The organism is Haladaptatus sp. SPP-AMP-3, from assembly GCF_049568665.1.
Lineage (GTDB): Archaea > Halobacteriota > Halobacteria > Halobacteriales > Haladaptataceae > Haladaptatus > Haladaptatus paucihalophilus.
In genome coordinates this window covers 304,648-324,353 of sequence record NZ_CP145897.1, presented here as the reverse complement: position 1 = coordinate 324,353, position 19,706 = coordinate 304,648, and the positions used below count along the sequence as shown (strand labels likewise).

The 19,706-nt window shown below is 63.4% G+C and carries 29 protein-coding genes; 16 read left to right on the top strand and 13 right to left on the bottom strand.

The window, feature by feature from the left end; genetic code table 11:
* The first annotated feature begins 55 nt into the window (after positions 1–55).
* The 4 genes from V5735_RS02110 (at position 56) to V5735_RS02095 (ending at position 3,265) form a co-directional block, all read left to right on the top strand.
* Positions 56–535, top strand: coding sequence for an Rpp14/Pop5 family protein (locus tag V5735_RS02110; RefSeq protein ID WP_423744851.1), 480 nt, complete (start codon positions 56–58; stop codon positions 533–535).
* Positions 536–539: 4 nt separating this feature from the next.
* Positions 540–1,298, top strand: coding sequence for an archaeal proteasome endopeptidase complex subunit alpha (psmA, locus tag V5735_RS02105; RefSeq protein WP_007982693.1), 759 nt, complete (start codon positions 540–542; stop codon positions 1,296–1,298).
* A 54-nt stretch (positions 1,299–1,352) separates the two neighbouring features.
* Complete coding sequence (locus tag V5735_RS02100) at positions 1,353–2,078, top strand: ribosome assembly factor SBDS (protein WP_007982691.1); 726 nt, start codon at positions 1,353–1,355, stop codon at positions 2,076–2,078.
* 89 nt (positions 2,079–2,167) lie between these two features.
* On the top strand, positions 2,168–3,265 hold the full coding sequence (locus tag V5735_RS02095) for an AI-2E family transporter (RefSeq protein ID WP_423744850.1): 1,098 nt from the start codon (positions 2,168–2,170) through the stop codon (positions 3,263–3,265).
* A gap of 17 nt (positions 3,266–3,282) precedes the next feature.
* Here V5735_RS02095 and V5735_RS02090 read toward each other — a convergent pair whose 3' ends face one another.
* The 11 genes from V5735_RS02090 to gvpO (V5735_RS02040) all read right to left on the bottom strand — a co-directional run bounded on the left by V5735_RS02090 (position 3,283) and on the right by gvpO (V5735_RS02040) (position 8,605).
* Positions 3,283–3,519, bottom strand: coding sequence for a hypothetical protein (locus V5735_RS02090; RefSeq protein WP_007982686.1), 237 nt, complete (start codon positions 3,517–3,519; stop codon positions 3,283–3,285).
* Between the two features lie 67 nt (positions 3,520–3,586).
* A complete protein-coding gene (gvpM, locus tag V5735_RS02085) occupies positions 3,587–3,835 on the bottom strand; it encodes a gas vesicle protein GvpM (RefSeq protein ID WP_069451073.1) in 249 nt (82 codons plus the stop codon).
* On the bottom strand, positions 3,832–4,632 hold the full coding sequence (gene gvpL, locus V5735_RS02080; RefSeq protein ID WP_423744849.1) for a gas vesicle protein GvpL: 801 nt from the start codon (positions 4,630–4,632) through the stop codon (positions 3,832–3,834). Before gvpL ends, gvpM begins: the two co-directional genes overlap by 4 nt.
* Positions 4,625–4,942: a gas vesicle protein K gene (locus V5735_RS02075; RefSeq protein ID WP_423744848.1), complete on the bottom strand. Its 318-nt coding sequence runs from the start codon at positions 4,940–4,942 to the stop codon at positions 4,625–4,627. The genes gvpL and V5735_RS02075 overlap by 8 nt, the downstream gene beginning before the upstream one ends.
* Positions 4,929–5,339, bottom strand: coding sequence for a gas vesicle protein GvpJ (gene gvpJ / locus V5735_RS02070; protein ID WP_423744847.1), 411 nt, complete (start codon positions 5,337–5,339; stop codon positions 4,929–4,931). The genes V5735_RS02075 and gvpJ overlap by 14 nt, the downstream gene beginning before the upstream one ends.
* Complete coding sequence (locus tag V5735_RS02065; protein WP_423744846.1) at positions 5,332–6,084, bottom strand: hypothetical protein; 753 nt, start codon at positions 6,082–6,084, stop codon at positions 5,332–5,334. The genes gvpJ and V5735_RS02065 overlap by 8 nt, the downstream gene beginning before the upstream one ends.
* On the bottom strand, positions 6,077–6,499 hold the full coding sequence (gene gvpH, locus V5735_RS02060; protein ID WP_423744845.1) for a gas vesicle protein GvpH: 423 nt from the start codon (positions 6,497–6,499) through the stop codon (positions 6,077–6,079). Before gvpH ends, V5735_RS02065 begins: the two co-directional genes overlap by 8 nt.
* The gene (gene gvpG / locus V5735_RS02055) at positions 6,499–6,753 is read right to left on the bottom strand and encodes a gas vesicle protein GvpG (RefSeq protein ID WP_007982676.1); all 255 of its coding nucleotides are present in this window, start codon (positions 6,751–6,753) and stop codon (positions 6,499–6,501) included. The genes gvpH and gvpG overlap by 1 nt, the downstream gene beginning before the upstream one ends.
* Positions 6,750–7,376 (bottom strand): GvpL/GvpF family gas vesicle protein, encoded by a 627-nt coding sequence (locus V5735_RS02050; protein ID WP_423744844.1) that lies wholly within the window; start codon positions 7,374–7,376, stop codon positions 6,750–6,752. The genes gvpG and V5735_RS02050 overlap by 4 nt, the downstream gene beginning before the upstream one ends.
* Positions 7,377–7,525: 149 nt before the next feature.
* Positions 7,526–8,149, bottom strand: a complete 624-nt coding sequence (locus V5735_RS02045; RefSeq protein ID WP_423744843.1) for a hypothetical protein — start codon at positions 8,147–8,149, stop codon at positions 7,526–7,528.
* Between the two features lie 12 nt (positions 8,150–8,161).
* The gene (gene gvpO / locus V5735_RS02040) at positions 8,162–8,605 is read right to left on the bottom strand and encodes a gas vesicle protein GvpO (protein ID WP_423744842.1); all 444 of its coding nucleotides are present in this window, start codon (positions 8,603–8,605) and stop codon (positions 8,162–8,164) included.
* Positions 8,606–8,786: 181 nt separating this feature from the next.
* Between gvpO (V5735_RS02040) and gvpA the strand changes: the two genes are divergently transcribed.
* Together gvpA and gvpO (V5735_RS02030) are read left to right on the top strand one after the other, a co-directional pair.
* Positions 8,787–9,050, top strand: a complete 264-nt coding sequence (gene gvpA / locus V5735_RS02035) for a gas vesicle protein GvpA (protein WP_007982669.1) — start codon at positions 8,787–8,789, stop codon at positions 9,048–9,050.
* 17 nt (positions 9,051–9,067) lie between these two features.
* The gene (gene gvpO / locus V5735_RS02030) at positions 9,068–9,547 is read left to right on the top strand and encodes a gas vesicle protein GvpO, halophile-type (protein ID WP_423744841.1); all 480 of its coding nucleotides are present in this window, start codon (positions 9,068–9,070) and stop codon (positions 9,545–9,547) included.
* 1 nt (position 9,548) lies between these two features.
* Here gvpO (V5735_RS02030) and V5735_RS02025 read toward each other — a convergent pair whose 3' ends face one another.
* Entirely contained in the window at positions 9,549–9,869 is a 321-nt protein-coding gene (locus tag V5735_RS02025) for an FUN14 domain-containing protein (protein WP_264780685.1), read from the bottom strand.
* A 218-nt stretch (positions 9,870–10,087) separates the two neighbouring features.
* On the opposite strand from V5735_RS02025, the gene tfe reads away from it, so the two are divergent.
* The 6 genes from tfe (at position 10,088) to V5735_RS01995 (ending at position 15,480) form a co-directional block, all read left to right on the top strand.
* Entirely contained in the window at positions 10,088–10,615 is a 528-nt protein-coding gene (tfe, locus tag V5735_RS02020) for a transcription factor E (RefSeq protein WP_007982664.1), read from the top strand.
* A complete protein-coding gene (locus V5735_RS02015; RefSeq protein WP_423744840.1) occupies positions 10,615–11,286 on the top strand; it encodes a DUF2110 family protein in 672 nt (223 codons plus the stop codon). The genes tfe and V5735_RS02015 overlap by 1 nt, the downstream gene beginning before the upstream one ends.
* A complete protein-coding gene (locus V5735_RS02010; RefSeq protein ID WP_423744839.1) occupies positions 11,283–12,050 on the top strand; it encodes a DUF5803 family protein in 768 nt (255 codons plus the stop codon). Before V5735_RS02015 ends, V5735_RS02010 begins: the two co-directional genes overlap by 4 nt.
* Before the next feature lie 34 nt (positions 12,051–12,084).
* Positions 12,085–12,786, top strand: coding sequence for a competence/damage-inducible protein A (locus V5735_RS02005; RefSeq protein WP_423744838.1), 702 nt, complete (start codon positions 12,085–12,087; stop codon positions 12,784–12,786).
* 277 nt (positions 12,787–13,063) lie between these two features.
* Complete coding sequence (locus V5735_RS02000; RefSeq protein ID WP_423744837.1) at positions 13,064–13,804, top strand: prephenate dehydrogenase/arogenate dehydrogenase family protein; 741 nt, start codon at positions 13,064–13,066, stop codon at positions 13,802–13,804.
* Positions 13,801–15,480, top strand: a complete 1,680-nt coding sequence (locus V5735_RS01995; RefSeq protein ID WP_423744836.1) for a methyltransferase — start codon at positions 13,801–13,803, stop codon at positions 15,478–15,480. Before V5735_RS02000 ends, V5735_RS01995 begins: the two co-directional genes overlap by 4 nt.
* Here the strand turns inward: V5735_RS01995 and V5735_RS01990 are convergent.
* Positions 15,477–15,689 carry a hypothetical protein gene (locus V5735_RS01990; RefSeq protein ID WP_231182834.1) on the bottom strand — a complete coding sequence of 71 codons (213 nt, stop codon included), beginning with the start codon at positions 15,687–15,689 and terminating at the stop codon, positions 15,477–15,479. The two genes, V5735_RS01995 and V5735_RS01990, sit on opposite strands and share 4 nt — an antisense overlap.
* Before the next feature lie 291 nt (positions 15,690–15,980).
* On the opposite strand from V5735_RS01990, the gene surE reads away from it, so the two are divergent.
* The 4 genes from surE to V5735_RS01970 all read left to right on the top strand — a co-directional run bounded on the left by surE (position 15,981) and on the right by V5735_RS01970 (position 19,703).
* On the top strand, positions 15,981–16,757 hold the full coding sequence (gene surE, locus V5735_RS01985; protein ID WP_423744835.1) for a 5'/3'-nucleotidase SurE: 777 nt from the start codon (positions 15,981–15,983) through the stop codon (positions 16,755–16,757).
* A 59-nt stretch (positions 16,758–16,816) separates the two neighbouring features.
* Positions 16,817–19,156: a bacterio-opsin activator domain-containing protein gene (locus tag V5735_RS01980; protein ID WP_423744834.1), complete on the top strand. Its 2,340-nt coding sequence runs from the start codon at positions 16,817–16,819 to the stop codon at positions 19,154–19,156.
* A 107-nt stretch (positions 19,157–19,263) separates the two neighbouring features.
* Positions 19,264–19,506, top strand: a complete 243-nt coding sequence (locus tag V5735_RS01975; protein ID WP_423744833.1) for a HalOD1 output domain-containing protein — start codon at positions 19,264–19,266, stop codon at positions 19,504–19,506.
* 2 nt (positions 19,507–19,508) lie between these two features.
* Positions 19,509–19,703, top strand: a complete 195-nt coding sequence (locus V5735_RS01970) for a DUF7576 family protein (RefSeq protein WP_423744832.1) — start codon at positions 19,509–19,511, stop codon at positions 19,701–19,703.
* Positions 19,704–19,706 lie beyond the last annotated feature (3 nt).

Genomic DNA, 19,706 nt, shown 5'->3' with positions numbered 1-19,706 from the left:
ACGCGAGAGCAGGCCATTCAAATCCACCGCCGCCCAACGTCCGTCAGAACCTCGAATGAAACACCTCCCGAAGCACATCCGGCCCCACTGGCGGTATCTCGCGGTCGGACTCGAAGCGTGGCCCGACGCGGACATCGACCGCCGGTCGTTCCAGCGGAGCATCTGGTTCGCCGCGCAGAACCTCCTCGGCGACGCCGGAAGCGCGGACGCGGATCTGACGGTGTTCTCCTTCGATTTTGAGGACGGAGACGGTGAGGCGCTGGTTCGGGTTCGTCGGGGGCACACGGACGAGGCCCGGGCGGTGCTGGCCTGCATCGACGACGTGCACGGCGATTCCGTCGGCGTGTTCGTCCGCGGTATAAGCGGGACGGTCCGAGGTTGTGAAGAAAAGTATTTAGGTCGCCAAAGGGAAGTTTCGGGCGAGAGAAGCGTCGTGTTCGCGGACGAAATCCGACCCGCCATCACACGGGATGGCGCGCTCGACATTCAGGTCGATGACTCGTTCGTAGGCGCGACGGAACTCGATTTCGAGTGATACTATGCAGGGACAAGCCCAACAGCAGGCGTACGACCGCGGGATTACGATCTTCTCCCCGGACGGCCGTCTCTACCAAGTCGAATACGCACGGGAGGCCGTCAAACGAGGGAGCGCCAGCATCGGTGTCCGGACCGAGGGCGGCGTCGTCCTCGCGGTGGACAAACACACGCGGTCGCCGCTCATGGAGCAGACCAGCGTCGAAAAGCTCCACAAGGCGGACGACCACATCGGTATCGCCAGCGCGGGCCACGTCGCCGACGCCCGCCAGCTCATCGACTTCGCGCGTCGCCAGTCCCAGATCAACCGACTGCGCTACGGCGAACCCATCGGCGTCGAGACGCTGACGAAGGAAGTCACCGACCACATCCAGCAGTACACGCAAGTCGGCGGCGCGCGACCGTTCGGCGTCGCGCTCATCATCGGCGGCATCGAGAACGGCGAACCGCGCCTCTACGAGACCGACCCGTCCGGGACGCCGTACGAGTGGAAAGCGCTCGCCGTGGGCGCGGACCGCGGCGAGATTCAGGACTACCTCGAATCGAACTACAGCGAGGGCATGGACCTCGACGGCGGCATCGACCTCGCCCTGAGCGGCCTCGGAACGGTCAACGACGACCAACTCTCGGCGGATGGCGTCGGCCTCGCCACCGTCGATGTCGAAAGCGAACGCTTCCGAATGCTCGACGACGAGGAAGTCGAGAGCTACCTCGACGAACTCGACCTCCTCGAATCCGAGGACGAAGACGAGCCGGAAGAGTAATTTCGACGTTTTTCTCGGGAAACATCTTTTAGGTGGGCGCGTTTACCTTCGGGTATGATATCACTCGACGAGGCGGTGACGGCGCGTCTGGAATCGCACGGTGCTCGCTTCGAAGTGCTCGTAGACCCGGATGCGGCGCTCGCCATGAAACGCGGCGACTTCGACGGCGACATCGAGGACGTCATCGCCGCCGAGGACGTGTTCGAGAACGCGAGCCGAGGGGACCGACCGGCCGAGGAGGATTTGGAGACCGTCTTCGAGACGACGGACCCGCTCGAAATCATCCCCGAAGTGGTCGAACGCGGTGAGATTCAGATCACGGCCGAGCAGCGCAGGGAGATGCAGGAACAGAAGCACAAACAACTGGTCAACCGCATCACGCGCAACGCGGTCAACCCGCAGATGGACAACGCGCCCCACCCGCCGGAGCGCATCGAGAACGCGCTGGAGCAGGCTGGCTTCTCGGTGGACCCGATGGAACCCGTCGACCAGCAGGTGGACGACGCGCTCGACGCGCTCCGTCCGGTCATCCCGATTCGGTTCGACGAAGTGACCATCGCGGTGCAGGTGCCCGCGAACTACGCCGGGAGCGCACAGGCCCGAATCCGCCAGTTCGGGGATTTGGAGCGCGAGGAGTGGCAGAACGACGGGTCGTGGGTCGGCGTGATGACGTTCCCCGCCGGGATGCAAAACGAGTTCTACGACCTCGTGAACGAACACACGAGCGGCGAGGCGGAAACGCGTATCGTCAAGGACGAAGACGACCTTCAGACACGGTAACTCGCTCCGCCACGACCGGTTTCGTTTTTCGATAGCACGGGCGACTCGGCGAACACAGTCTTTTGCGGAGTCGTCGTGTATTCGGGACGATGGAGGTTCCAGAACGGCGGTCGCGGCTGGGGTGGTGGCTGCTCGCAATCGCGTTAGCGCTGGCGCTCGCGTTCGTCGCCTACGCCTTCGTCGGTACGCTCGTCCTCGGGTTGTTCGTCTACTACGGGTCGCGCCCGGTCTACCGACGGGTAACGACGCGACTCGAATCCGAAACGCTCGCGGCGGCGGCCACGCTGTTTCTGCTCTCCCTCCCGGCGCTGTTCCTCGTCGGCTACACGGTCGCCGTCGGCGTCCGGGAACTCAGCGCGTTCACCGGGACGGGCATCGAAACCTACTACTCGCGGTTGATTCCCGGTTCGACCGACGTTCCGGGGGTACTCTCGCATCCGCGACGACTCGTCGGGTCCGACCTCGGGACCGCTTGGAGCGATTTCACGACCGCGGCGAAATCGCTCGGCATCATCTCTCGAAGTCTGCTCACGCTGTTTCTCTCCATCTCGTTCGCCTTCTTCGCGCTCCGCGACGGCGACCGACTGGCGGCGTGGTTCCGCGGCGAGATGGGCGAGGACAGCGCCGTCGTCGCCTATCTCACGGCGGTGGACGAGGACCTCGCCATCGTGTACTTCGGGAACGTCCTCACCGTCCTGCTCGTCGGCGTGGCGGCGACGGTCCTCTACAACGGGTTCGCCGCCATCGCTCCCGGTGCGGTGTCGTTTCCCCTCCCCACCGTGTTCGCCCTGTTGACGGGGCTGGCGACGTTCGTCCCCATCGTCGTCGGAAAGCTGGTGTACGTCCCGCTCACGCTCTATTTCGGCTGGCAGGCGCTTCGGGTGAACACCCGTCTCCTCTGGTACCCGGTGGCCTTCTTCGTCGTCTCGTTGCTGCTGTTGGACCTCCTGCCACAGACGGTCGTCCGGCCCTACATCTCGGGTCGGACGACCCACACGGGACTGGTGATGTTCGCGTACATCCTCGGCGGCGTCCTCTTCGGCTGGTACGGCATCTTCCTCGGTCCGCTAGTGTTGGTGTTCGTCGTGCAGTTCGCCGACATCGTGTTCGGCGACTTGGTGCACGGGCGGCGAATCACGCCGTCCTCGTCGCTCTCCATCGGGTCGAATCCGCCGGAAGAAAAGTAACCTCGTCGAGGAGCGAACTACGCGTTCACTCGAATCTCGTCGTCGGTGACGGACGACACCATCTCCTCCTGCAGCGGGTAGGTGTCCTCGTCCCGGTCGCCCCACCCGAGTTTCGATTTCACCTTGTCGGTGACGCCCGGGTTCGGGTCGACGTGGGCGGTGCCGTGCTGTACGTCGGCGACGATACCGACTTCATCACCCGATTCGTCCACGACTTTCTTCCCCTCGTCGTCGTCGGTTATCTCTGTTACCATCGCGTTCGTACACTCGTCGGTGCCGCTGGTACCAATCGTGGCTGCTCATTCAGGGGGCTTATGAGAATCAGTTCTCACCGGGGAGCAACGGATGCTCGTCCGGTGCACGGGCGAGTTGTCGCTGGGCGGCGTCCCACTCCTCGAAGTAGCCGTAGTCGGTCATCGTGGACATGCCCGCGAGGGCGGCCCGGAGACTCAGGCCGACGAGCGGAATGTCGGCGACCGTGATGATGACGTCCGCTTGCAAAATAACGCCGTCTCTGAGTATCACGTCGAGCAGGTCCACGACGGCGTGGTCGTCCTTCGTCGGCTTCATGCGTCCAACTCCGGTGCGAACGAGTAGGGCGGCCACGGCCCCGTGAACCTGATTTCGACGCCCGGTTCCGACGCCACGTCGTCCAGCACGCGCCCGATTTCGTCCTCGTTCTCCTCGTGAGCCAAGAAGGCGACCTGCACGACTTCCTCGTTCGTCTCCGACCCGAGCACGTCCCCCGTCGAATCCATCGTCTCGAACGCCGAGACGAGCGGGTCGAGGTCGTCCCGAAGTCGGTTCGTCAGGTCGTCCTTCCGCGCCTGTCGGAGGTCGCGGAGGCGGTTGTCGTACTGCTTTTCGAGCAGGAACGCCGTTCCTTCGGTCGCGTCGTCGATTCGCTCGCGCAAGTCGGCCAACTCCGCGTCGTTCGATTCGAGTTCGTCTCGAACTCGGTCGTCGTCCCACGCCACGCCGACGCGGTACTCCCAATGGCCCGCCAACTCGTCTAGATGAGACGCGAGCGTATCGGACTGGTCCGCGAGCCACGCCGACACAGCGTCGTCGTCGCCTTTGAGAATCGTGTCGAAGCGGAACGGGAGCGGGGTGCCGAACGCCTCCCCTGCGGCGTCCACGACCGACTGGTGGGTCAGCAGCCACTCCCGAACCGTCCCGAGGTCGTCCGAGTCGAACGGCGAATCACAGGGCTGGACGACCGCTCCCAAATCGTCGTGTTCGACGACGGAAACGGGGTCGCCCTCGATTCCGGCTTCCGAAAACTCGATGTCGTCGACGGTCCCTTCGTCGGCGCTCTCCACGACGCAGTAGAGGTACCGCCCCTCCTCGAAGGTCGGTTCAGCCACCGAATCCCTCCAGACCAGGTTCGCGGTTCGCCATATCGACCAGCGCGTCCGAAATCAGGTCGTCCAAGTCGCCGCGGAGGTTGTCTACCCCTTCTTCGATGCCTTCGGATTCTTTCAGTCGCTCCAGTTCGTCCTCGATGGCCGCCAACTGCGCCCCGAGTCGCTCGATTTCTTCCGGCGAGAGGTCGTCCTGTTCCATCCGCCGGACCGCCTCGCGCTCCATGGCCTCGACGAGCAGTTCCACGACGGTGATGACGAGCGCGACGAGTCCCTTTCCGGCGTCGTCGCCGTCCACTTTAATCGCCGTCATGCTCTGCCTCCGCCGTCTGGGGCTCTTCGTCGGCGTCTTCTTCCACCTTCGATTCCGCCTCTTCTTCGCTTCTCTCGTCCGCTTCCGCCTCCTCTTCGCCTCCCTCGTTCGACTCGTCGTCGGGGTCGACGCCGACGGTCACGGTTTCCGACTCGGGCAGTTCCTCGACGTTCGCTGCCTCCTCGACGCGCTTCATGTCGGTTCCCTCCGGGAATTCGAGGCCGTACTGCGCGGCCGTCTCGAACGACGCGATGGCGGCCCGGAGTTTCACGCCGAGCAGTTCCGTCTCGCCCACCGTCACCACGATGTCGGCGTTGATGACGACGCCCTTGTCGAGGAGGAGTTCCAACATCTCCGCGAGGTCGGACTGGCTTCGGGTGGGACCGGTTTCACCCATCGTCTTCCTCCTCGAATCGGTCGCCGTAGATTCGTTTCGACCCGCCGCCGGACGAGTGCCACCCGCTCTTCGGTACCGTCGAGTAGCGTGCGACGCCCCCCACGTCCGACCGCAACCCCGCCATCGTGGAGTACGCGGACGGGTTATCGGACGACGGCTGTCCCGCGCTTCCCATGGATTCGTTCTCCTCCGCGACCTCCTGCAGGTCGTTTCGGGTGTCCATGAGCTGCTCGCGGAACTCGGCTACGCTCTCTTGCAGCCGGTTCCGTAGTTTCGACTCGTACAGTTCGGACTGCACCTCGTTTTTGAGGTCGCCGTCCATCGCGACGTCTCCGTCGTCCCTCCCGTCCGAATCGCCGACCCCGACGTTTTCGAGCGCGTCGGTGAACTCGTCGCTCTCGTTCCACAGGCTTCGGACGTCGGTGGACGACCACAGTTCGCGGAACTCGACGGCGCGTATCAGGCTTCGAACGTCGATGAGTTCCCCCGGGTCGCCCTCGTCGACGGCATCCGGCGTGTCCTCCAACTCGATGACGTCCGGGAGTTCGGACAGTTCGACGACCTCGGGAACGTCGGTGAGGTCGAGTTCGTCGAGCACGTCCTCGCCCTCGTCCAGCACGTCCCAGAGTTTTTGGGCTTCGCCCGAAACCTCCTCGAACGAGTCGGCCGACTCGAACGCCGCCGTCAGCCCGTCGAGTCCCGACCGCACCTCCTCGGTGAACGCGTCGATTCGGTCGCTATCCATCGGGCAGCCCCCGACCGATGCGCAGTTCGAGGATGTAGTTGTTGTACGATGCGTTCGTGACTCGCGCGTCGTCCCAGTCGAGGCCGAGTCGCTTTATGGGTCGCTCGTCCTCGCGGACCTCCACGGTACCCGTCTCGGCGTCGAACGTGACCCCGAGGTCGTCCTTCGGAACGCCGGGGAGGTCGATGGTGACGACGAGTTCGTCGTCCTCCTCCCGAGTGTTCGTCAGGTATTTCCCCCGACGCTTCCGGGACCGGCTCCGTTGCTTTCGAGGGGCACCCGATTCGATGGAGCCGACGGAAATTCCGTAGTTGATTCTCCCCCGTGGCGTGTCGCGGCCGCCGGTATGTGCGCGTGTCGTGTCGTCTTCCGAGAGTTCGTTGGCCAGTCTGACCAGCCGTTCGATGAGTCCCATTATCGTTTCACCTCGACTTTCCCGCTTCGCAGCCGTTCGTGGGCCGTCTCCGCGACGTCGAGTCGTGTTTCGAGGGTCGCTTTCCGCTCTTCGTACTCCTCGTCCGACAACTCGCCGAGTTCGTACAGCAGGTGCGTCTCCTTGAGTTCGTCCTGAATGCCCGCGACGTCGTACATCTCGTCCACCGCCAGCGAGTGAAGCACGTCCACCATCGACACCAGCGGTTTGAACAGCAGGTCGTCGACGATGATCATCGCTGGGCCCCGACGTGGATGTCCACGAAGTTGTACGGTGCCCACGGTCCCGTAAACTGGACGGTCAATTCGCCGTACTCGTCGCGTATCTCCCCCACTTCAGCCGCGAACGTCTCGCGGTCCTCGGTCGCCACGAGGTACGACCGGTTGAGGACAAGGCGGTCGCTGAACAGGTCGTCCTCCGTCTCGCTCTCGGCGACGGCCGCGAGTCGCTCGCCAACGTCCTCCCGAATTTCGTCGCGCGGCAACTCGTCGCCCTCTCCGGCCACGAGTTTGACGCCGAGTTCGACGTGTCCATCGACCTCGTTGAGCGCCTTCCTGAACGCGCGGCGTGCACCCCTGAGGACGCTCTTCAGGCTTCGGTTGTCTTTGAACGCCATACCGAACTGCATCGGCACCACGGCGTCCACGTCGTCACGTTCGAGGACGTCCCGAAGTACCTCGTCGTGCGTCTTGCTATCCTCGTCGGTTCGCTCGGGGTCGGTCGTGTCGATGTCCGAGACAACGGCGGAAAGCGACCGGTACGTTACCGTGTACACTCGGTCGGCGTCACCGACGGTTTCGGTGTCGAACTCGAACTCGTTCTTCTCGACGACCCCGTAGACGTATCGGTTCGAACTCATCGTTTCATGGAGACGGTGCTCCTACGACTGGCAACCGACGGGACGTGCGTTAATAAGTCGTGTGGCGGAAAATGCAAGCATGCACCGCTTTCGCTCTGTCTCAGGGATTCGTTCCGTCCCGACCGCCACGCGAAACGGGGCCGCGGTCGTCACTGGGCGGCTTTTCGCTGGTCGAGCTCGTCCATCAGGTCGTTCGCCAGCGCTTCGAGGTCGTCGTTCGAGAGTTGGTCGAGTTCGATTCCGTCTTCGAAATCAGTCTCCTCCCCCGACGACTGTTCTTCGTCCGCTTCGTCTTCTGCCGTCGACTCCCCGTTTTCACCGCTGGACTGTTCGTCGTCGTCCGTCGACTCCTCGTCTTCGCCGTCGCTCGCCGTCCGTTCGTCGTCGTCCTCGCTTTCGCCCCCGCCGATGCTGCTCGCGGTGGCGATTATCTCCGTCGCCTCCTCTTTGCTCACCTCGAAGGCGTCCTGCACGCGCTCTCGGATGAGCTGTTCGCGTGACTCTTCTTTCTCATCGGTTTCTTCCCCCTCCGACTCGGCTTCTCCGTTCCCCTCGAAACGAGTTCCCAGTCGATTTCCGAGCGACTCCCCGACCTTTCGTCCGACCACCATCCCGAGGCCGCAGCCGACGAGTCGTCCGAGGTCACGACCGACGGTTCCCCCGTTTTCGGCTTCCATTTCGGTGAGTTCGTCCACCAACTCTTCGACGGTCAGCTCCTCACTCACGTTCTGTTCGACCAGCTTTCGTACCGTTCCTGTTTCGTCTTCGGTCATGTCGTCCCCCATTCAGCGTTCTTCCGTGGCGAATATCTCGCTCTGCGTTTCGACGCTTCCGCGACGGTACCGCCCCGCACGGCCGTAGCCGTGGACGGTGCCGTCCGGTTCGAGGCTGATGACGTATCGGCCGAGGATGTCCTGCGTATCCGGCACCGCGGTCCGCTCGACAACCTCGGCGACGACCCGCCAGCCGTCGTCGTCCTGTTCCCCGACTTCGATGATTCCGTCGAGCGGCGACCCGATGAGGTCCCCGGCGATGGCCCGTCCGATATCCCTCGCATCGTAGAGGCCGATGTCACCGTCGGAATCGACTATCTCGTCCACGTCGACCGTTTCGGCCGTCCCGGTTTGGCCCGACGAGTCGTCATTCTCCGTTCCCTCGACCGCCGCGGACAACCGGTCTACTACGTCGTCGAACTCGTCCGCCTTGGAGTCGCTCGTTGAGTCGGTCATCGTTCCCCGGAAACGAATCGTGACCGAGTACCATAGTTCGTTTGCCTGCAAGCGTGACCCGAGTTGGATATCGTCCCGACGAAAATCGAAGCGGACTCGACGATCCCTTAAAAGTAACTTGCAGGGTCGGCCCTAACCATGAAATATCGTCCACCTGCACTACTCAAGAGAGGGAACAACTATGGTACAAGCAGAACCAAACTCGTCGAGTCTCGCGGACGTCCTGGACCGCATCCTCGACAAAGGAGTCGTCATCGACGTGTGGGCTCGCATCTCCGTGGTCGGTATCGAGGTGCTCACCGTCGAGGCGCGCGTCGTGGTCGCATCGGTCGATACCTTCCTCCACTACGCGAAGGAGATGGCGAAGTTAGAACGAGCATCCTCGGAGGACGAAATCGACTTCGAGCAGGTCGAAGTCGCGTCCCCCGAGGCCAGTACGTCATAGAAACGGCGTAAAACACCATGTCCGAAGCAGACCAGTGCCGGGCGCTCACCAAGGACGGCGAGCGGTGCGCACACCCGGCACAGGACGACGGATTTTGCCACCAGCACGGCCCGGACGACGAGACGATAGACGACGCCGACGAGGACGTCTCTGGAAACGACGACGAGACGGGAGACGACCGGGAGGGAGACGAAAACGTGAGCGAGGATTCCGACGACGAGAAAGCGACAGGTAACGGTGAGTTCGACGTGATGGACGTCCGCGAGACGGTCGAGGACGTCGCCGACGATTTGGTCGGGCACCCGCTCGACGGCATCATCGAAATAACGGACGACGGCGACGGCTGGGAGGTCGTCGTCGAAATGGTAGAACGGAGCGCGATACCGGACACCCAAGACATCCTCGGACAGTACGCGATTTCGCTTTCCGAGTCGGGTGACGTGAGCGGGTACCGCCTCAGGGAACGATACCGCCGGGGGGACAGTCAGGAGTGGTGAACTATCCCTTTCGGAAGCCGATCATGAATCCGCCGATGAATCCGGCGCTCACGGAGAGCGTCGAGAGCAGCGTCGTCAGCCACGACGGCGGCGTCCCGTTTCCGGCGGCCTGACCGGTCTTCAACAGTCCGGCCGAGAGTTTCTCCCAGTCTACCGTTAGTATCCCGCGCGATTCGAGGAACTTGAACAGGGCGAGTTCGAGGCCGACGATGACCGCGATGAGTTTCGCGACTTTCTTCGCGGCGAACCCGATGATGCCGCCGATGACGGCACCGCTTCCCAGTTGGAGTCCGAGTTGTTGAGGGTCTATCCCGACTTGCATCGTCACACCCAGAACACTGATAGGTTAAGTTTCTTGTGGTTTTGAACGAATACCAAACGAAAAGACGGCGGAAACGGCGGCCGATTCGGTCGTCCCATCCCGTCGATGATTCGACACGCGACCGACATCATTCCGGGCAGATGGTCACTTCCCGAAGGGATACCACTGACGCGCTCCCGATGGTTTTAAACAGATGAACGACCCGATATAACATATCAATGGCTTTCGAGGACCTGCTAAGCGACCCGGTGATTCAGAAATATCTTCACGAATTGGTCGGGCCGAAAGGAATGCCGGTCGCCGCCGCGCCGCCGGACGGTGAAGTGACCGACGAGGAACTCGCGGAGGAACTCGACCTCGAACTCAACGACGTTCGACGGGCGTTGTTCATCCTCTACGAGAACGACTTGGCGAGCTATCGACGCCTCCGCGACGAGGATTCGGGGTGGCTCACCTACCTCTGGACGTTCGAGTACGACAAGATACCGGAGAACTTGGAGGAAGAGATGTACCGCCTCCTCGACGCGCTTCAACAGCGCGAAGAGTACGAACGGAACCACGAGTTCTATCTCTGTGAAATCTGCTCGCTCCGGTTCGAGTTCGGCGAGGCGATGGACTTCGGCTTCGAGTGTCCCGAGTGTGGCTCGCCCCTCGAATCCATGGAGAACTCGATGCTCGTCGAGTCCATGGAGGACCGAATCGACGACCTCGAAGACGAACTCAACGTCGAAACGCTCGGTGCATAATGGTCGTTCTCGCAACCAAAGTGTACGTCAGCGGCGACGCGAAACGACGCGCACTCGACGGTCTCCAGTCCCTCGTCGAAAACGCGCTCGGCGACCTCGACGTCGAGTTCCACATCGGCGTCCGGCACGACGATTTCGTCTCCGTCACCGTCGAAGGCGAGGACGAAGTGGTCGCCCGGAACATCCTCGCCGAGGAGTGGGGCGAAGTCACGCCGAACCTCCGCGACGGCGACACCTACGTCGGCACGCTCGAATCGTGGGACGACGACGGGGTCGTCCTCGACGCCGGACAGGAAGTTCGGATTCCGGCGGCCGAACTCGGCCTCGGTCCCGGCAGACCGGAGCAGGTCGTCGAACGCTTCGGACTCGTCCAGCACATGCCGATGGAGTTCGTCTACGCGGACGACGGCTCGTCGCGCCTCTCGGACGACGAGCGTGACCGCCTGTTCGACTGGTCGCGCGGGAACGGCCGCGTGAACGTCAACAGTGCGACGCGGGGCGAGGTCCGGGCGACGGTCAACCGCGCCGGACACGCACAGGACATCGTGACCGTCGAGCGCCTCGGCGTGTTAGAACAGAGCATCGTCTGTACCGAAAACACCGACCCACCGGGACTGCTCGCCAGCATTGGCGGCTACATCCCGGCCGAAATCCGTTGTGTAATTCCATGAGAAAACGGCTCGCCCTCGGAATTGGTCTGCTCTTCCTCCTCGTGGCCAGTGCTGGCTGTACTTCCGTGTTCGGGCCGGGCGAAATCAGCCAGCAGAAACTCTCGGAGAACGCGACGTACGATTGGAACACCGCGCAGGACGTGACGTACAACGTCACGAGCCACCAGTATCAGGCGGTCTACAGACTCGACAAGAAGGGGACTCTCGAAATCCACCAAGAGGAGTCCTTCGGCGAGGAGGCACCCGTCGAGATTTCGGCCGTGCAGTTCCGGTATCCCAACGGCACCGTCGTCAACGCGGACCATATCGAGGTGAAGAAGACGAAATCCTCGACCATCATCAAACCGCCGCAGGGACAGGGACAACTCGCGTACACGGCGTCGAGGCAGGGCAAGACGTTCTACGTCCCGACCTACTTGAAGGACAAGACGTACGAGGTGACAATCCCGCGCGGGATGCGGGTCGATACGTTCCTGTTGAGCGACGTGCGTCCCGGCGGCTACGAGACGACGATGGAGGACGGTCGTGAACACATCGTCTGGTCGACCCCGGTAAAATCCGACAGCATCTCGGTCCGCTACTACCTCGGGCGTGACAAGTGGATATTCGCCGGAATCGTCGCGCTGGCGCTCCTCATCGGCCTAGTCGGGTTGGCCTACTACCGCTATCAGATTCGACAACTCGAACGCCAGCGGGAGGAGATGGGCCTGAACATGGACATCTCGGACGACGACATGGGCGACGGGCCGCCGCCCGGGATGTGAGAGCACTTTTCTTCATCGCGGTCAACGGTTCGGTATGAACGTTGCGCTGGTAACAGTCGGGGATGAGATTCTCTCCGGGGATACCGTCAACACGAACGCCGCGTGGTTGGGCGAGCGACTCACCGAGCGCGGCGTGGCCGTCGAACGGGTGTTCGTCGTGCCGGACCGCGTGGGCGACATCGCCCGCGTCGTGAACGAAGCCCGCGCGGAGTACGACGCCGTGCTCGTCACCGGCGGCCTCGGTCCGACGCACGACGACCTGACGATGGAGGGCATCGCGGCGGCCGTCGGCGTTCCCGTCGAGGAGCACACGGAAGCCGTCGAGTGGATAGAAGCGCACTCGGATTACTCGCACGCCGACCTGACGTCGGGGACGACCCACCTACCGAAAGGGTCGCGGATGCTGCCGAACGACGTCGGCGTCGCCCCCGGCGCGGAGATAGAGGACATCTACGTCCTGCCGGGCGTGCCGAGCGAGATGCATTCGATGTTCGAGCGAATCGCCGACGAGTTCGACGGCGAGCCGTACTACACCGAGACGGTTCCCACGGGCGAACCCGAGAGCGCGCTGCTCGACCGATTCGAGACGCTTCGGGAGCGGTTCGACGTGAAAGTCGGGAGCTATCCGGGCGACTACGTGCGCGTCAAAATCGAGGGGACGGACGAGAACACCGTCCGAAACGCCGCCGAGTGGTTGCGCGAGCGAGTCGAAGCGCCGGACGAGACGAACGCCTAACGGTGAACTGCCTCGACTATCTGTAGAAGTAGGCGAGCCACGCCACGGTGAACGCGAGTCCAGCGACGAGAACGACGATACCTGCTTCATTCGCGGGAACGGCTTCGAGTGGAATCATACTCGGCGGTTGTCGGCGCTGTCTCTTAAGGTTTGAGAACTACACTCAGTGATGCCGTCGTTCGATGAGCGATAAACCCGCGGAAGGACGAACACTGTACCGACCGAGGAATTCCCGCAAACGAACCGCTTTTGGGCGGACCACACCAACGCGAAGGCAATGAACGTACTCGTCGTCGGGGCGGGCGCGATGGGCCGCTGGTTCGCCGAGGCGATACCGGGCGACGTCGCGTTCGCCGACGTGGAACAGGGGGTTGCGGCGGAGGCCGCCCGAGCGGTCGGTGGGCGAGCGGTCGCGCTGGACGCCGACGAATCATTCGACGTGGTCTGTCTCGCCGTGCCGATTCCGGCGATTTCGGAGGCCATCGCGGAACACGCGCCGAACGCCGACCGGGCGATGCTCGACGTGAGCGGCGTGATGGCCGACCCGGTCGAAGCGATGGCCGAACACGCGCCGAACGTCGAACGGGTGAGCCTGCATCCGCTGTTCGGGGCGGACACCGCACCGGGGAACGTGGCCGTCGTCGCGGACGAATCGGGACCGGTCACGCGCGAACTGCTCGACGCGATCGAAGCGCGCGGGAACACGCTGGTCGAGACGACGGCGGCGGAGCACGACGACGCGATGACGACGGTGCAAGCGGGGACGCACGCGGCGGTGCTCGCCTTCGCGCTGGCGTCGAACCCGGTACCTGAGGGCCTTCGAACTCCCGTCTACGAGGAGTTGGCCGCCCTCGCGGACCACGTGACCGACGGGGAACCCCGTGTCTACGCCGACATTCAGGCCACCTTCGACGGCGCGACGGGCGTGGCGGAAGCGGCGAAGCGACTGGCCGACGCCGACCCGGCCGACTTCGAACGGTTGTACCGCGAGGCCGCGGAGAGCGAGGAGGACGAATGAACGACGACCGGCGCGAGCAGGTGCTCTCGAACGCGAAGTACCTGCAAGACGTGCGGCCCGTGGACCCCGAGGAGATTTCCGAATACGTCGAAGGTGAACCGCATCCCGCGGTCGTCCGGCAGGTGCTCCGCGAGGAGGCAGGAGCGCTCGGCTTCGTGGAGCGCGACGACGGCACCTTCGAACCCGCATCCGACGACCCCGTTCGCCCCGAATTCCGCGGCGTCGAGTCGTTCCCCGAAACGTACGGTCGGAAACTGGAAGACCTGCTCGTCGCGGAGTTCGGCGCGGGGTGGCCGGACGGCGCGTCGGGCGACGAACTCCGGCGGACGATTCGACGGCTCAAGGAGGACTACTTCGCGCAGAACCCGGTCGAGTACGATTACCGCGTCGCGCTCGGCTACGCCATCTACCACCTGCCGGACTACTACGCCGTGGTCCAGTACGTCCTCTCGGAACTCGCGGGACGGGGCCTGCTTCCCGGAAAACTTCGCGTGCTGGACGTTGGCGCAGGGGTCGGCGGCCCCGCGCTCGGCCTCCACGATTTCCTCCCGTCGGAGACGTTCGTGGAGTATCACGCCGTCGAACCGAGCGACGCCGCCGACGTTCTCGCCGCGATGCTGGAGGAGACGGGGGAGAACTTCTACCCGACCGTGTACCGCGACACCGCGGAGGCGTTCGAACCCGAGGACGGCGAGGCGGAGTACGACCTCATCGTGTTCGCCAACGTGCTGAGCGAATTATCCGACCCGGAAGCGGTCGTTCGGAAGTACCTCGACTACCTCGCTCCCGACGGATCGATGGTCACCATCGCCCCGGCGGACAAGAACGCCAGCATCGGCCTTCGGGAGGTCGAACGAAGCGTCGCCGACCGGGCAACGGTGTTTTCGCCGACGCTCCGCCTCTGGCCCGGCGAGGAACCGAGCGACGACTGCTGGTCGTTCGACGTGAAACCCGAGTTATCGGTCCCGCCGTTCCAACGCCGACTGGACGCGGGCGAGAGCGGTAACGGTGAGGGCGACGGTGGCGATTCCGAGAGCGGCGATGAGGGTCGCTCCGAGGATACCTCCGAACCCGTCGAACATCGAGGAATCGACGCCAGCAACTACGAATTCGAGTCGGACGACGGTGCCAAGGAAACGAGCGAGCAGGGCATCGACGCGAGCGAGTACGATGCCAGTGCCGGTGAACACGATGCCGGTGCCGGTGACGGACTCGACGCGAGCGGGCGCGGAAGCGACGTGGCCGAGCCGTCGGAGACGGTGACGCTGGACGACATCGAGGGCGACGGCGAGTTCGTCAACGTGGACGTACAGTTCTCACACGTCGTCCTCCGAACCGATGGAACCCGTCGTCGTGAGTTCACCGCGAGCAGGGCCGAATCCGCGAAGATGGCGGAGATGGAACGCCACGTCACCGAGCGGGTGAACCTCGTCGCGGTGAAACTCAGTCACTCGCTGTCGGAGGAGGGAGAAAATCCCGTGTTCAAGGTGAGTGACGGCAGCGAGGCGGTGGGGAACTTCGCGGTCCTGACAAAGGAAACGTCGCTCAATCGCGCGCTCCGCGAGGCGGCCTACGGTGCGCTCCTCTCGTTCGAGGACGTGCTCGTGCTCTGGAACGAGGACGAAAAAGCGTACAACCTCGTCGTGGACGAACGGACGGTCGTGGACCGCCGCTAGTTCGCCTCGACGCACTCCCGAACGAAGTTGTAGTACGAGCCGAACTTCCCTTCGTCGTTCGGTGACAGCGGTATCTTGTTCTCCGCGAGCAGTTCGACCGTCTTCTTTGGCTCGCACTCGAACCAGATGGACAGGATGTCTACGTTACGCTGCGCGTATTCGTAGTTGAGTTCGAGTGTGTGAGCGTCTGTGACATTTCCCTCCGCCATGTCCGTTCGGATAGTGTGAGCCTCACAGCATAAATCCATGTGGTTCGTTAATTATCAATACGGTATTGTAACAACGATTGGATACGCCCGGGCGCTCTCCCCCGTCTCGAAACGCGCGCGAGACCGCTCGCCGCGGCGCTTTGCGGTCGTCCATCGTCCCGTTCGTTCACCTCCCTCCTATTCCCTTGGAACTGTCCGACTCGTCGTTTTCACGGCAGGGTCGGACCCGCGTTGGGGGTGCTGGCACGCACCGAGCGGAGTACTTTTGCGTTCCCGTTCCAACTCCCCTGCATGGGCGATTCGCTGGAAATTCTTCTGACGAACGACGACGGCATCGACAGCCCCGGAATCCGCGCGCTGTACGAGAGCCTCCAGGAAATCGGCAACGTGACCACCGTCGCACCCGCGACCGACCAGAGCGCGGTCGGTCGCGCGATGTCCTACGAGGTCGAGGTCGAGGAGCACGAACTCGGCTACGCCATCACGGGCACTCCCACCGATTGCATCGTCGCCGGACTGACCGAACTCGGTCCCTATCCCGATATCGTCGTCTCCGGGTGTAACAACGGGGCGAACCTCGGCGCGTACGTTCTCGGACGCTCCGGGACCGTCAGCGCCGCGGTCGAGGCCGCCTTCTTCGACGTTCCCGCCATCGCCGTCTCGCTGCACGTGCCGAATCACCTCTGGCCCTACGACACGACCGTCGAGGAGTACGACGTGGCGGCGAAGGCGACGACCTATCTCACCGAACACGCGCTCGACGCGGGCGTGTTCGAGCAGGCCGAGTACTTGAACGTCAACGCGCCGATGTCGAGCGACGGGCCGACTCCGATGGAAGTCACCCGCCCCTCGCACGTCTACGACATGGACACGACCAACGAAGGAGGCGTCATCACGCTCCACGACCGGACGTGGGAACAGATGGGTGACGAGACGCTGCCGGACGCCGAGGGCACGGACCGTCACGCGGTGTTCAACGGGAAGGTGAGCGTCTCGCCGTTGACTGCCCCGCACACGACGCGCCACCACGAATCGCTGGACGAACTGGTGACGGAGTACCGGGTCTAGCGCCACCGTTTTACCCGCTGGAGTCCAACCGGGCCTGATGACTGGGGGGTGAGAGAATCGTGAGTCGTACCGATATCGAACAGCTTGCGCTCGATGTCGTCCCCGTCAACGTCGCAGTGCTCGACGAGAACGGGGTCGTCGTCGCAACGAACGACGCGTGGGAGCGGTTCGGTCGAGAAAACGGTCTGTCCGAGCCGACGATAGGGGTCAGCTATCTCGACGTTTGTGACGGCGCGGACGAACTGACGGCGGACGAAGCAGCGACGGGTATCCGCGCCATTTTGTCGGGGAACCGGACCGATTTTAGCCTCGAATACCCGTGTCACTCGCCGGACGAGCGGCGCTGGTTCGTGATGCGCGCAGCGGACGTGACTGACGACGACAATCGGTACGTCGTCGTGGCGCACATGGACGTCACCGAGCGACACGAATCGGAGTCCGAAGTCGAGCGGTACGAGATGATCGTTCGCAACGTCCCGGTGATATTCTTCGTCATCGACGCCGACGGGACGTTCCAACTCGTGGAGGGGAGCGGATTGGAATCGACCGGATTGGAAGACGGGGAACTGGTCGGCGAGTCCATCGACGACAGGTACGAAGACCACCCGGATATCCTCGAAAACTGCCGTCGCGCCCTGTCGGGGGAGCCGATTCAGGCGACCAGCGAATTCGGGGGAATTATCTACGACGTCGTGTATCAACCCGTGTTCGATTCGGCGGGCGACGTCGATCGCGTCATCGGCGTCTCGGTGGACGTGACCCGACGCGAGCGCCACGAGGAAGCGCTCGCCGCGTTGTCGGACATCACGCGGGAACTGCTCGAGACGGAAACGTCGGACGAGGTGTGTGCCGTCACGGTCGAAGCGGCGGAACGATTGTTATCCCTGCCGAGGACGCGCATCGCGCTGTACGACGAATCGACGGGCACGCTCCGAACGAACGCGGAGACGACGGGTGCGGAGGCGTTGCCGGACGAGTTGCTGGACGGCGACGGCATCGCGTGGCAGTCGTTCATCGAGAACGAGGCCGCATTCGACGACGAAATCGTCTCCCTCCCGCTCGGAACGCACGGCGTGTTCATCACCGAAATCACCGGGAACGCGACCCTCGACATCGCGGAACTCTGTGCCGCCGCCGTCGAATCGGCGCTCGGACGAGCGGTCCGCCAGCGCCGACTGCAGGAACAGGACGCGACGCTCCGTCGGCAGAACGCGGCGCTCGAACGGCTCAACGAACTGAACGAGGGCATCCGGCGCATCGACCGGGCGCTCGTGGAGGCGCGAACCCGCGAGGAGATAGAGTCCGCCGTCAGTAGCCGCCTGACGAGCGGCGGACCGTACCGCTTCGCGTGGATCGGCGTGGAAGACCCGGCGACGGGACGGGTCGTCCCGCACGAATCGGCGGGCATCGAACGGGGCTATCTCGACGCGATATCCATCACGACCACCGACGAGACGACCGACCCGGCGGGAACCGCGCTGAAAACCGGACGGGCGCAAGTGGTGCAGGACGTCCTTCGCGGACCGCTCTCGGAGCAGTGGCAGAGCGAGGCGCTGAAACGCGGCTATCGGTCGTCGTGTGCCCTCCCGCTTCGCTACGGCGACGCCGTTTACGGGGTGCTGTCCGTCTACTCCGACCAGCCGCGGACGTTCGACGAACTGGAGCGGGCCGTTCTCGAAGACGTGAGCCAGACCATCGCGTACGCTATCAACGCCGTCGAGAGCAAGAAGGCGCTCGCCGGTGGCGAGGTAGTCGAACTCGAATTCGACATCGAGGACTCGACGGTGGTGTTCGTGGACATCGCCGAAACGCTGGATTGTCACGTCGAATTCATGGGCGTCGCCTCGAAACACGACGGCACGGTGACCGCGTTTTTCACCGTCGACGACACCGCATCGGAGGACGTCCGTGCCCTGGCGTCCCGGTCGCTGGAAGTCATCGACATCGAACGGGTGAGCAGTCGAGAGGATTCGACGCTGTTCGCCGCGACGTTGACCGATTCGAGTTTCGTCGGAACGCTCCTCGACCACGGAGCGGTTCCCGAGACGTTCACGGTCGGACCGCTCCCGGGGACCGTGGTCGTTAGACTCCCGATGAACGCGGACGTTCGGACGTTCGTCGAGGTGCTCCAGACGCGATTCCCGGCGCTGGAACTGCGAAGCCGTCGGCACCGCGAACGACCGGTCGCGTCCGGCGACCTCGATACGGTGCTCGCGGAACTCCTGACCGACCGTCAATTGGAGGTCTTGGAGACAGCCTACTACAGCGGTTTCTTCGATTCGCCCCGGAAGAGTACCGGCGAGGAAGTCGGGGGGTCGCTCGGCATCTCTCAGCCCACGTTTCAACATCACTTGCGCGCCGCGGAGCGGAAACTGCTCCGGAGGCTGCTCGAATCGTGAATTGGGAGCGCCATCTAGACTGATAGCCCCCTCCTCGAATTATCACGTTCAATCTAGCTGGAAGTGCCTTTACATAGTATTCCCTACCGGTAGATATGAGAACGGATATGAAACGACGACGCGAACAAGGGAGTGACCGGGTGAGCCTCGACGTCCTGTCCGCCGTGATGGATGCGGCGGGGTACGACGATGCGACCGAGTTCGAGACGTGTTTGTACGACGTCATCGACCCGGATGCGCTCGACTCGCTCTTTCATCAGCGGACGAGGGGCGGTCGCGTCGAGTTCACGCTAGACGGATACGAGGTACGCGTACACAGCAACGGGGTCGTAGAAGTCACACCGGAGTAACGATGGGCGAACAGTGCACGGGTGAAACCGAAGCGCCGTGCGACGAGCGCGTCTGCGTCGTCTGTGGCGACGACATCGACATCGAATCGTGGCATCCGATCCTCGCCGACACCGACGCGACGGGAACGTTCCGTCTGTATCCGTTCTGTACCCCCGACTGCCGAGACGCGTGGAACAGCCATCGAACCAACCGATAACAG

Excerpts from the sequence above, each read along its gene's own strand:
- V5735_RS02100 (WP_007982691.1), top strand. The coding sequence starts at position 1,353 with ATGATATCACTCGACGAGGCGGTGACGGCGCGTCTGGAATCGCACGGT.
- V5735_RS02010 (WP_423744839.1), top strand. The coding sequence starts at position 11,283 with ATGAGAAAACGGCTCGCCCTCGGAATTGGTCTGCTCTTCCTCCTCGTG.
- V5735_RS02090 (WP_007982686.1), bottom strand. The coding sequence starts at position 3,519 with ATGGTAACAGAGATAACCGACGACGACGAGGGGAAGAAAGTCGTGGAC.
- psmA (WP_007982693.1), top strand. The coding sequence starts at position 540 with ATGCAGGGACAAGCCCAACAGCAGGCGTACGACCGCGGGATTACGATC.
- V5735_RS02065 (WP_423744846.1), bottom strand. The coding sequence starts at position 6,084 with ATGGATAGCGACCGAATCGACGCGTTCACCGAGGAGGTGCGGTCGGGA.
- V5735_RS02000 (WP_423744837.1), top strand. The coding sequence starts at position 13,064 with ATGAACGTACTCGTCGTCGGGGCGGGCGCGATGGGCCGCTGGTTCGCC.
- V5735_RS02005 (WP_423744838.1), top strand. The coding sequence starts at position 12,085 with ATGAACGTTGCGCTGGTAACAGTCGGGGATGAGATTCTCTCCGGGGAT.
- V5735_RS02095 (WP_423744850.1), top strand. The coding sequence starts at position 2,168 with ATGGAGGTTCCAGAACGGCGGTCGCGGCTGGGGTGGTGGCTGCTCGCA.
- V5735_RS02075 (WP_423744848.1), bottom strand. The coding sequence starts at position 4,942 with ATGACGGCGATTAAAGTGGACGGCGACGACGCCGGAAAGGGACTCGTC.
- gvpA (WP_007982669.1), top strand. The coding sequence starts at position 8,787 with ATGGTACAAGCAGAACCAAACTCGTCGAGTCTCGCGGACGTCCTGGAC.
- V5735_RS01995 (WP_423744836.1), top strand. The coding sequence starts at position 13,801 with ATGAACGACGACCGGCGCGAGCAGGTGCTCTCGAACGCGAAGTACCTG.
- V5735_RS02110 (WP_423744851.1), top strand. The coding sequence starts at position 56 with ATGAAACACCTCCCGAAGCACATCCGGCCCCACTGGCGGTATCTCGCG.
- gvpO (WP_423744842.1), bottom strand. The coding sequence starts at position 8,605 with ATGACCGACTCAACGAGCGACTCCAAGGCGGACGAGTTCGACGACGTA.
- V5735_RS02050 (WP_423744844.1), bottom strand. The coding sequence starts at position 7,376 with ATGAGTTCGAACCGATACGTCTACGGGGTCGTCGAGAAGAACGAGTTC.
- surE (WP_423744835.1), top strand. The coding sequence starts at position 15,981 with ATGGGCGATTCGCTGGAAATTCTTCTGACGAACGACGACGGCATCGAC.
- gvpH (WP_423744845.1), bottom strand. The coding sequence starts at position 6,499 with ATGGGACTCATCGAACGGCTGGTCAGACTGGCCAACGAACTCTCGGAA.
- V5735_RS01970 (WP_423744832.1), top strand. The coding sequence starts at position 19,509 with ATGGGCGAACAGTGCACGGGTGAAACCGAAGCGCCGTGCGACGAGCGC.
- gvpM (WP_069451073.1), bottom strand. The coding sequence starts at position 3,835 with ATGAAGCCGACGAAGGACGACCACGCCGTCGTGGACCTGCTCGACGTG.
- gvpO (WP_423744841.1), top strand. The coding sequence starts at position 9,068 with ATGTCCGAAGCAGACCAGTGCCGGGCGCTCACCAAGGACGGCGAGCGG.
- V5735_RS01990 (WP_231182834.1), bottom strand. The coding sequence starts at position 15,689 with ATGGCGGAGGGAAATGTCACAGACGCTCACACACTCGAACTCAACTAC.
- V5735_RS02015 (WP_423744840.1), top strand. The coding sequence starts at position 10,615 with ATGGTCGTTCTCGCAACCAAAGTGTACGTCAGCGGCGACGCGAAACGA.
- V5735_RS02045 (WP_423744843.1), bottom strand. The coding sequence starts at position 8,149 with ATGACCGAAGACGAAACAGGAACGGTACGAAAGCTGGTCGAACAGAAC.
- tfe (WP_007982664.1), top strand. The coding sequence starts at position 10,088 with ATGGCTTTCGAGGACCTGCTAAGCGACCCGGTGATTCAGAAATATCTT.
- V5735_RS02025 (WP_264780685.1), bottom strand. The coding sequence starts at position 9,869 with ATGCAAGTCGGGATAGACCCTCAACAACTCGGACTCCAACTGGGAAGC.
- gvpG (WP_007982676.1), bottom strand. The coding sequence starts at position 6,753 with ATGATCATCGTCGACGACCTGCTGTTCAAACCGCTGGTGTCGATGGTG.
- V5735_RS01975 (WP_423744833.1), top strand. The coding sequence starts at position 19,264 with ATGAAACGACGACGCGAACAAGGGAGTGACCGGGTGAGCCTCGACGTC.
- gvpJ (WP_423744847.1), bottom strand. The coding sequence starts at position 5,339 with ATGGGTGAAACCGGTCCCACCCGAAGCCAGTCCGACCTCGCGGAGATG.